10 protein-coding genes and 1 pseudogene are annotated in these 9,896 nt (G+C 45.1%); 8 read left to right on the forward strand and 3 right to left on the reverse strand.

The window, feature by feature from the left end:
* The coding region (locus RMO79_RS11045) for a metal-binding protein (RefSeq protein ID WP_310483205.1) at positions 1 to 475 on the reverse strand (475 nt) is incomplete at its 3' end.
* A gap of 301 nt (positions 476 to 776) precedes the next feature.
* Between RMO79_RS11045 and cobO the strand changes: the two genes are divergently transcribed.
* The 7 genes from cobO (at position 777) to RMO79_RS11080 (ending at position 7,609) form a co-directional block, all read left to right on the forward strand.
* Positions 777 to 1,391: a cob(I)yrinic acid a,c-diamide adenosyltransferase gene (gene cobO / locus RMO79_RS11050; protein WP_310483206.1), complete on the forward strand. Its 615-nt coding sequence runs from the start codon at positions 777 to 779 to the stop codon at positions 1,389 to 1,391.
* Between the two features lie 352 nt (positions 1,392 to 1,743).
* Positions 1,744 to 2,886: a heparan-alpha-glucosaminide N-acetyltransferase domain-containing protein gene (locus tag RMO79_RS11055; RefSeq protein WP_310483207.1), complete on the forward strand. Its 1,143-nt coding sequence runs from the start codon at positions 1,744 to 1,746 to the stop codon at positions 2,884 to 2,886.
* A 144-nt stretch (positions 2,887 to 3,030) separates the two neighbouring features.
* Positions 3,031 to 4,029: a pentapeptide repeat-containing protein gene (locus tag RMO79_RS11060; protein ID WP_310483208.1), complete on the forward strand. Its 999-nt coding sequence runs from the start codon at positions 3,031 to 3,033 to the stop codon at positions 4,027 to 4,029.
* 223 nt (positions 4,030 to 4,252) lie between these two features.
* On the forward strand, positions 4,253 to 6,166 hold the full coding sequence (mnmG, locus tag RMO79_RS11065) for a tRNA uridine-5-carboxymethylaminomethyl(34) synthesis enzyme MnmG (RefSeq protein ID WP_310483209.1): 1,914 nt from the start codon (positions 4,253 to 4,255) through the stop codon (positions 6,164 to 6,166).
* A 67-nt stretch (positions 6,167 to 6,233) separates the two neighbouring features.
* Entirely contained in the window at positions 6,234 to 6,908 is a 675-nt protein-coding gene (locus RMO79_RS11070; protein WP_310483210.1) for a Uma2 family endonuclease, read from the forward strand.
* Between the two features lie 24 nt (positions 6,909 to 6,932).
* Positions 6,933 to 7,184, forward strand: coding sequence for a FitA-like ribbon-helix-helix domain-containing protein (locus tag RMO79_RS11075; protein ID WP_310483212.1), 252 nt, complete (start codon positions 6,933 to 6,935; stop codon positions 7,182 to 7,184).
* A 2-nt stretch (positions 7,185 to 7,186) separates the two neighbouring features.
* Positions 7,187 to 7,609: a type II toxin-antitoxin system VapC family toxin gene (locus RMO79_RS11080; protein WP_310483213.1), complete on the forward strand. Its 423-nt coding sequence runs from the start codon at positions 7,187 to 7,189 to the stop codon at positions 7,607 to 7,609.
* Positions 7,610 to 7,628: 19 nt separating this feature from the next.
* On the opposite strand, the gene ruvB is transcribed toward RMO79_RS11080, so the two are convergent.
* Complete coding sequence (ruvB, locus tag RMO79_RS11085) at positions 7,629 to 8,786, reverse strand: Holliday junction branch migration DNA helicase RuvB (protein ID WP_310483215.1); 1,158 nt, start codon at positions 8,784 to 8,786, stop codon at positions 7,629 to 7,631.
* A 175-nt stretch (positions 8,787 to 8,961) separates the two neighbouring features.
* Here ruvB and RMO79_RS11090 point away from each other — a divergent pair, with 175 nt between their 5' ends.
* Positions 8,962 to 9,438 carry a hypothetical protein gene (locus RMO79_RS11090; RefSeq protein WP_310483216.1) on the forward strand — a complete coding sequence of 159 codons (477 nt, stop codon included), beginning with the start codon at positions 8,962 to 8,964 and terminating at the stop codon, positions 9,436 to 9,438.
* 224 nt (positions 9,439 to 9,662) lie between these two features.
* Here RMO79_RS11090 and RMO79_RS11095 read toward each other — a convergent pair.
* Positions 9,663 to 9,896, reverse strand: a pseudogene (locus RMO79_RS11095) (hypothetical protein); the annotation flags it as partial.

Here is a 9,896-nt window from a genome sequence, read left to right on the forward strand (position 1 = left end):
CCAACCAATCGCTTGTGTAGTGACTCATCGCACCCAATTCTAGACCACAGAATACAGCAATATATACTAAAGAATTTTTAGAGATCGACTGTTGGAGAATAGCTAATAGCTGTTGTCCGGTATATGTCTTAATACCGATGAATTGAGAGATTCCCAACCAAAACAAACCGAATAATCCCACCCACAAACTCAAATAAATAATCCGTCCGAGCGTCCCAACAATCGGCCCATGCGACCAGATCGATCGATGTTTGAGAGCTTGTTGATAAGGTTGCCACAACCAGCGCAATTTCCCCCATCGTTTGTAATGAATAGAATATAAATCTAAATCTGGCCCAAAAATCAACCCGCTTGCTAAAAATCCTCCTGAAACCCAAAATGCCAAATCTGCACGGGAAGTAATTAACAGTGTACTTCCCGCGATAATAGGTAAACTCCACAGAGTCACTCGATCGTGTGTTCGTCCGGATGGCAAGGTAAATTAGGGGATAGGGGATAGTGAATAGTGAATAATGGATAGTGAATAGTGGATAGTTTTATTAACAATCTTATCCATCCAATTTGGTAATATTATATAAAAAAGAGACCGCTTTTCAATCGAGCAGACTGATTGCTGACAACTTGATAATATCTAAATACCAAACGCAACAGTAATTATACACTTCAATGCTCGATTTTTCGATTCGCTATCTTGAAAATGTGCTTACATAGATCGAAGTCTAAACACGCATTTTTTGCGATCCACTATCCACTATCCACTATCCACTGGTTTCTCAATGACAGAATCGAATCTAACTGACGCACAATATCAACAAAAAATGCAGCGTCGCCAGCAGGTACAAGCCGAGCGGATTGAGAAATCGATCGCGGCAAAAGGGTTGATAATTGTCAATACTGGCACGGGTAAAGGCAAAACTACCGCCGCGCTGGGAATGGTACTCAGATCGCTCGGACACGGCTATCGCGTCGCGATCGTCCAATTTATCAAAGGGGCGTGGGAACCCGCCGAGAAGGCGATGCTAGAGCGGTTTGGAGACCAGCTAGTATTTCAGGCAATGGGTGAAGGTTTCACCTGGGATACTCAAGATCGCGATCGGGATATTGCTACCGCCGAGCGTGCTTGGGCGCAGGCTCTCGAATATATCGTCGATCCGAATTATCAATTAGTATTACTCGACGAAATTAATATCGCACTTAAATTAGGCTATCTCAGTCCAGAAACAGTAATCGCAGGTTTGGCTCAAAAACCCGAACTATCGCATGTGATTCTGACTGGTAGAGGCGCGCCCCAAAGCTTGATCGATGTTGCCGATTTAGTTACGGAAATGACGCTAATCAAGCATCCTTTCCGCGAACAAGGTGTTAAAGCCCAACCTGGAATAGAATTTTAGAATTGCGCGATCGCTTACAACTTCAAAATCTTAAATTGAGCGATCTTTCAATTAAATTTACAAATCTGATTATTATCTGGTAAATTTACTCTAAATAATTTTTTCTCCCTCAGAAGGTATCTGAAAAGTCTAGTTTGTTAAGCGTAAACCTCAGAAATCCCCCCTAGCCCCCCTTTTCAAGGGGGGAACCAGATCCGGAAGTCCCCCTTGAAAAGGGGGATTTAGCGGCGTTTTTATTCGGGGGTAACCCCCGAATAAAAAAACGACAAGACAGGGGGATTCAGAGCTAAGATCGAAGCCAATAAGACTTTTCATTCCTTCCCCGCTCCCCGCTCCCTTCTCCCCGCTTACTATGCGTTTAACCTCTTTGGATGTCTTTCGTGGCATCACAATGGCGACCATGATTTTAGTAAATATGGCAAGCCTACCTGATGACGGTAAAAAATATGTATGGCTCGAACATGCGCCGTGGCATGGCTGGACGATCGCCGATTTAGTTTTCCCATTTTTCTTGTATATTATTGGCGTATCGATGGCATTTTCTTTAGCTAAGTATACCAGCGGTAATGCCCCGATAACCAAGCAAGTTTATTGGCAAATCGCACGACGCAGCCTGATTTTGTTTGGGCTAGGCTTATTGTTGAATAATCTAGTCTGGAACTATAACTTAACCGATCCAAAACTATTCGCCAACCTCGATAAGTTGCGAATTATGGGCGTTTTACAACGGATTGGGATCGGATTTTTCTGTGCTTCGATCGCGGTCTTATTACTTCCGAAAAAAAAGATCTGGATCTTATCGATCGGAATTATAGTTGGGTACTGGCTGATCCTATCATTCGTCCCAGCTTTAGATAATAGCGATGGTATATTTAGTAAAGCAGGTAATTTTGGGGCTTATATCGATCGATTAATTATTACCCCAGCACATTTACACAAAGGTTCTGAATACAAGAGCGATCCAGAAGGCTTATTCGGGACTTTGCCTGCAATATCGAGTATCTTATTGGGTTACTTAACTGGTACCTGGTTGAAAGTTCAATCGGTCAATTCTCGGACGAGTACTAATCTGTTGATGTTTGGATTGGCGGCGGTAGTAATTGGCTTATTATGGAATGGCATTTTCCCGATTAATAAAAAGCTGTGGACGAGTTCGTTCGTGCTATTTACCACAGGTGCGGGGCTAATTTCTTTGGCTGCCTGTTACGAGCTAGTAGATGTGCGTAAACACAAAAAATGGTTCGAGTCATTCGAGATTTTGGGTTTGAATGCCATCTTTATTTATGTGGCTTCGATTGTCTTAATCAAGTTAATTATGGTTAACCAAATTGGCAGCGGCAAGGAAGCTAAATCGATCTATCAATGGTTGAATAGTAGCTTATTCGGTTGGGCGGGAGATCTCAATAGTAGCGTACTGTTTGCGATCGCGACTGTCTTACTATGGTTGGGTGTTGCTTATTTAATGTATCGTCGCAGTTGGTTTTTAAAAATTTAATCGCGTTGCTACCCGCACATCCTTGTCTGTAGTACCAAAATGGTGACAGATTTTCGACAAGATTGACACAACCGAGCAGTAACAACCACAACAATCTGGGGAACACTAGATAAGACATCATCAACTCAAGATACTATCCAAGCTATGGAAGCGGAAGAACTATTGTGGCGATATCGTGGTGGCGAGCGGGATTTTACCTCAGTCGATCTGAGCGGCTTTAGTTTAGTTTCTCAAGATTTAATCGATATTGTCCTCAACCAAGCAGATTTGCGTAAAAGTAATCTCACTTTTGCCTATCTCAATCGCGCGCAGTTTCTCAAAACTAACCTTTCTAACTGCAAGCTAGCTGGTGCGACACTAATTAGAGCCGATCTCCAAGGTGCCAATCTCCGCGATGCCGATTTACATGGAGCTAGCCTCCAATATGTCGATTTTCGCGGTGCAGATATGACATGGGTAAATCTCATCGATGCCAATTTGATGGATGCTGACTTGCGAAATGTCAATCTCAGTGGTGCCAATCTCAGCGGTGCGTGCTTGCGGGCGGCTAATTTTCGCGAAGAAAAGCGCAGCTACAATACCAATCTCCGCAGTGCCAAACTCTGTCGAGCCGATCTTCGCAACGCTAACATGGCTGGAGCCAATTTATCGAAAGTCGATCTCAGTTACGCCAATCTCACTGAAGCCAACCTTAAAGGGACGGATCTTTCTGGCGCAAATCTGACGGGTGCGAAATTAACTAATGCCATTCTCACCGAAGCCAATCTGCACGAGGCAAATCTGCCCCATGCCGATCTTTCGCTCGCCAAGCTCGAACGGGCAATTATGACAGCCTGTGAAATGACAGGTGCCAATCTCAGTCGGGCGATTATGTCTAAGATCAAGCTGGCAAATACCAATCTCAGTTATGCAGATCTTACAGATGCGCGAATGCACCATGCAGATCTGACTCGGACGATTTTGTGTTATTCGACGATGGTAAATGTGGAATTAATCGAGGCACATTTAGCCAAAACCGATTTAGAAGATGCCAATCTGACGAATGCTAATTTAATGCGCGCTGAAATGAGCAGTGCGAGCATGGTGGGCACGATTCTGACTGGTGCGAAGATGCCTGACGGTAGAATTTACGCCAACGTCTAACCACAATATCGATATCGCCATAATTTAGAGTAGGGGTAATTGATGAAGCGGCGGTTTTATTCGGAGGTTCCCTCCGAATAAAAAAACCGACAAGACATTGCCCCTATTTTTAGCGATCGCGCCAAATTCGACCCGATCGGCAGAATATAATAGGAATATACTCGATCGTACCTAATTATCTCAGGGCGGAAAAGTTCAAAATTAAGCTCCTCCCCCATCAATTATGAATCCTGACGTTAAATTCCAAGATGCCTTCGATCTTATTGTTGTCGGTGCCGGACATGCAGGCTGTGAAGCCGCACTAGCAGCCGCACGATTAGGTTGTCGCACCCTATTACTCACCCTCAACCTCGATAAAATCGGCTGGCAACCCTGCAACCCAGCCGTCGGCGGCCCAGCGAAGTCTCAGCTCACCCACGAAATCGACGCGCTGGGCGGTGAAATTGGCAAAATGGCCGATCGTACCTATTTACAGAAACGGGTCTTGAATGACTCGAAAGGGCCTGCTGTGTGGGCATTACGCGCACAAACCGACAAGCGTGAATATGCAGCAGTAATGAAAAATATTGTCGAAAATCAGGATAATCTTACCATTCGGGAAGGAATGGTCACAGATTTGGTTTTGGATGCAAATAATAAGGTAATTGGCGTTGAGACTTATTTTGGGGTCGCGTTTGAATGTCAGGCGGTAATTTTGACTACCGGGACGTTTTTGGGTGGGACGATTTGGGTAGGCAATAAATCGATGTCCGCCGGACGCGCGGGCGAATTTGCTGCCACTGGATTAACAGAAACCCTGCACCGTCTGGGTTTTGAAACTGGCAGGCTCAAAACTGGCACCCCCGCACGAGTAGACAAGCGATCGGTAGACTATACTAAAATGGAACCACAACCGGGCGATAACCGCGTGCGCTGGTTTAGTTTCGACCCAGAAGTGTGGGTAGAGAAAGAACAGATTCCTTGTCATCTCACGCGCACGACTGCGGCAACACATCAGTTAATTCGCGATAATCTGCACCTGTCGCCCGTATATGGCGGCTGGGTAGATTCTAAAGGGCCGAGATATTGTCCGAGTATCGAAGATAAAATTGTCCGCTTTGCCGATAAAGAAAGTCACCAGATTTTTATCGAACCCGAAGGACGCGATATTCCAGAATTGTATATTCAAGGATTTTCAACAGGCTTACCCGAAAGTCTCCAAGTCGAAATGCTGCGGACGCTCCCAGGGATGGAATCGTGCGTGATGTTGCGTCCGGCTTATGCAGTCGATTATGACTACATCCCCGCGACTCAATGCTATCCCACCCTGATGACCAAAAAAATCGAAGGGCTATTTTGTGCGGGACAGGTAAATGGTACCACTGGCTACGAAGAAGCCGCCGGACAAGGATTTGTCGCCGGGGTAAATGCCGCGCGATTTGTCAACCATCAAGAGATGATTGTATTTCCCCGCGAACACAGTTATTTGGGCACATTAATCGACGATTTGTGTACCAAAGATCTGCGCGAACCCTATCGAATGCTAACCAGTAGATCGGAATATCGGCTATTATTGCGATCGGATAATGCCGACCAAAGACTAACTCCATTAGGTCGAGAAATTGGCACGATCGATGACAGACGTTGGGCCTTATTTACTAGCAAACAAGCCCAAATTGTTGCCGAAAAAGACCGCCTCGAACGCACTAGAGTCAAAGAACTCGAACCCACAGGGAAAGCGATTACAGCAGCCACAGGAGAGATTATCAAAGGCTCCATTACCCTCGCCGAACTCTTGCGTCGTCCGGGCTTCCATTACCCGCATTTAATTGAATTTGAATTGGGTAATAACGCTCTCGAAATTGCCGAACGCGAAGGTGCCGAAATTGAGATTAAATATGCAGGATATTTGAGTCGTCAACAACATCAAATCGACCAAGTGAGCAAACAATCTAATCGCAAACTCCCCAGTAATATCGATTATCATGAGATCGGAACTCTCTCAAAAGAATCGCGCGAAAAATTAGCCCAAATCCAACCCGCCACCATCGGACAAGCCACCCGCATCGGCGGTGTAAATCCTGCCGATATCAATGCCTTATTGATTTGGCTAGAAGTACGCAATCGCAAAACAACTCCGCAGACTGTATCAACTTAAAACAGAAACCCGACTGTCTTGAATAAGTTGGGTTTCTAGCCAATCGCATCATCAGAGGTTATATCCTATGAATACTGCCCTTATCATCGATCTTCCAGCTAGAATAAGTTCGTGGCGTAATGCCACTTGGAATGAGTATATAGAACGCGTGGAAAATCTCGACCAACAGGAGCGTGTTTTTTTTAATTTAGACACAATTTGGATCGATATGGGCGACGAAGGCATCAACCACTCGCGATTTAACGAACTATTCTCATTGATATTATTTGTCTGGTTTTATAGGCAAGCTGATGTGAAATTCGATCTGTTGGGTGGTTGCGTAATGGAGAAACCCCAGACTCAGAGTGCCGCACCCGATAAAGTGCTGTATGTTGGTGGTAACTCTCCAAAATGGAAACCAGGAGAACCGCGCCGAGTTAACTTAGATCTGTGGCGCGTACCCGATCTAGTGGCGGAGATTTCCGATACTACTTTAGCGATCGATTTAGATGAAAAGAAACAATTATATCTGGCTTTAGGTATTCCTGAATATTGGGTAATCGATGTTAAAGGTAAACAAGTTTTAGCATTTAGATTAATTGATGGGAAGTACGAACAATGTAGCGAATCGGTGGCATTAACCGGATTGCCGATCGAATTATTAGAACAAACTTTAGAACAGATGGATAATGAGAATGGTAATGCTGCTCTGTGGTTTGCCACTCAGATTCAAAATTTGCCAGCTCGATCGATCGACAGTTAACAGTAAAGTTTATATCAATGTGCCATGTCTAATATTACAATTCATCAGCTAGAACCAGATCTAATTATCCGTTTAGAACAACGTGCCGCTGAACATGGACATTCAATCGAAGCAGAGATCGAGTCCATTCTTCACAGCGTATTAGTTCCTGAAACAACAACTAAACTTAATCTCGCCGCAGCGATAGATCGCCGTTTTGCACATCTCGATCGTTTTGAACTACCTAAGATTACCAGAGAACCTATGAGAACAATCCCCAACTTTGATGCAACCTAAGTATGAAAATTGTTCTCGATACTAATGTATTATCCGAACTCATGAAGCCACAAGGCTTGACAAAAGTTAAAAATTGGGTTGCTGCACAGCCTAGAGAGAACTTATTTACAACCAGTATTACCCAAGCGGAAATTCTCTATGGCATAGCAATTTTACCAGATGGTAAACGCAGCCAAGCTCTAAGAGAAGCTGCCCAAAGGATGTTTGTTGAAGACTTTTCGAGCCAGATTATTTCGTTTGAACAAACAGCAGCTATCTGTTTTGCCGAGATTGCTGCAAACCGCAAGAAAATTGGTAAGCCGATTGCTCAAGCTGATGCTCAAATTGCTGCTATTTGTCTAGCGAATAACGCGCTAATTGCCACTCGGAATGTCGATGACTTTGTAGATTGTCAGATTGAGATTTTCAACCCTTGGGATTTATAAAAACTGCAACCTTTACCTTTTACCCTTTTTCGAGTAAAGATAGCTGTTCGCCACTATCATTTGCCTCTTTTAAGCCCAAATGCTTGCGCGCCGCCGCCGTTACTACCCGTCCGCGTGGGGTGCGGTGGAGATAGCCAATTTGAAGTAGATACGGCTCATATACAGATTCGATCGTTTGTCGATCTTCGCCTGTAGATGCGGCTAGAGCTTCCAATCCGACTGGCCCACCATTAAACTGTTCCGCCATCGTCGTTAGTAACAATCGATCGACCCAATCTAAGCCCAATGGGTCTACATTATAAATCTCCATCGCGGTACTAGCAATTTCGGCATCGATGAGATCGCAGCCTTTAACCTGAGCGTAATCGCGCACTCGTTTGAGCAACCGATTGGCAATCCGTGGCGTTCCCCGCGCGCGTCTGGCGATTTCTGCCGCACCCTCTGGCGTAATGGCTGTATGCAAAATCTCTGCCGTCCGGCTGACGATGAGCGTCAATTCATCCACCTCATAAAAGCGTAACTTCTGAACCAGTCCAAATCGATCGCGTAATGGCGATGTCAGCGATCCTACCTTGGTTGTAGCCCCCACCAGCGTAAATTTCGGCAGCGGAATACTCCGAATTTTGGCTGTTGCCTCTTTCCCCTGAGTAATATCTAACCGAAAATCTTCCATCGCGGGATAGAGAATTTCTTCGGTAATGCGCGGTAGTCGATGAATTTCATCGATAAATAAAATATCTCCTGGCTGCAATCTCATCAAAATCCCCAAAATATCGCGAGGGCCTTGGAGCGCGGGAGCTGCGGTAATTTTACAATTGACTCCCATTTCTGTAGCTAAAATTAGAGCCAAGGTCGTTTTTCCCAATCCTGGCGGCCCATATAAGAGCAAATGATCGAGCGATTCTTGCCGGACTTTGGCAGCTTGAATGGCGATATCGAGTACGCCTTTGAGATCCTTTTGTCCGATATATTCTTGGAGACTGCTCGGTCTGAGGCTTTCTTCCTGAATCTTTTCTTCTGGGTTATTAGTCTCGGCTTGTAATATTTCCGGCTCGACGACGGATGCTAACTGCGTGGGGTGTGCTGGCTGGGGAACACTTTTGGGACTTTTTTTCTTCTTCTCTTTTGGCGGCTGTTCGGCATCGGCGGCTGGCTGTTTGGAAGAGATGATTGCCATATCAGAGGGAAAATGGGTAATTTATACTATTATCCCAATTATGCGACGATCTCGATCGGCTTTCTCGCATCTTGAGATCGGGACGCAATGAATAGGAAATAGGGAATAGAACCGATCGATGTAAATAACTTGAAACTGCTAGAATACAACCAGTCCTATCAGATTGAGTAGTTTTATGACATACACTCCCGAAGAACTAAACGCGATCGCTGACGCACCAATGACAATCGGTATGGCAGTCGCAATGGCAGATATGGGGATTATCTCCACGGCAATTGAAGCTGTTGCCTTAACTAAAGAAATCGTCGGTGCGGGGAAAAAATATCCTAGTAATTCGATCGTTCAAGCCGCTTTTTCTGAAGAAATCCTCTCCAGCGGTAAGATCCAGCGTAAGAAACCAGATGTTAAAGCCGAAGATATCCAATCTGGCGCATTTGTGACCAAAGCGATCGCATCTGTCGATTTTGCCGTAGCTGCTATCGGCACTAAGGCAACGCCAGCGGAGATTACCGAATACAAACAGTTTATCTACGCTTGCGCCGAAGCCGTTGCGAGTGCGGCGGGGAGTGGCTTGTTTGGTTCTGGAGATCCTAAAATTAGTCCTACGGAGGCTTCCGCCTTGGCTAAAATTAAGGCTGCTTTGAGTATTTAACCCAAGCTACTACCGATACTAAAAGTGGTTAAAACCACTCCTCATGATGCAAAGTCCGCCTGCGGACTGACATATTAGTCCGCGTAGGCGGACTTTGCAACACTAGCCACGATTTCAATCGTCGGCATTTTTCTAACTAGCAACTTGGTTGATTTAACCGCCTAGAGATTTGGTGGCAAAGTATTTCCAAAATGTAAGGCACAGGATAAAGTAGAATCCCCTACTTAGAAATCGTACTGAACCCAGAGCTTGATTTTTTCATGCCCGACGAGAACGCTCGCAAACGTCTTGCAAAAATCCGCATACTCATCTTCATCCATCACGATGCAACCCATCGAACCGGGGACATTAGCGTCGAGATGGATGAGCAAATCGGATCGCTCTACTCCATCCTTAGTACGTACCGCAAACGGCGTAATCGGATAAGCATCACCCTCAACCCCCTTAACGTGGGATAG

It is taken from the genome of Chamaesiphon sp. VAR_48_metabat_403 (genome assembly GCF_031422475.1).
Taxonomy (GTDB): domain Bacteria; phylum Cyanobacteriota; class Cyanobacteriia; order Cyanobacteriales; family Chamaesiphonaceae; genus Chamaesiphon.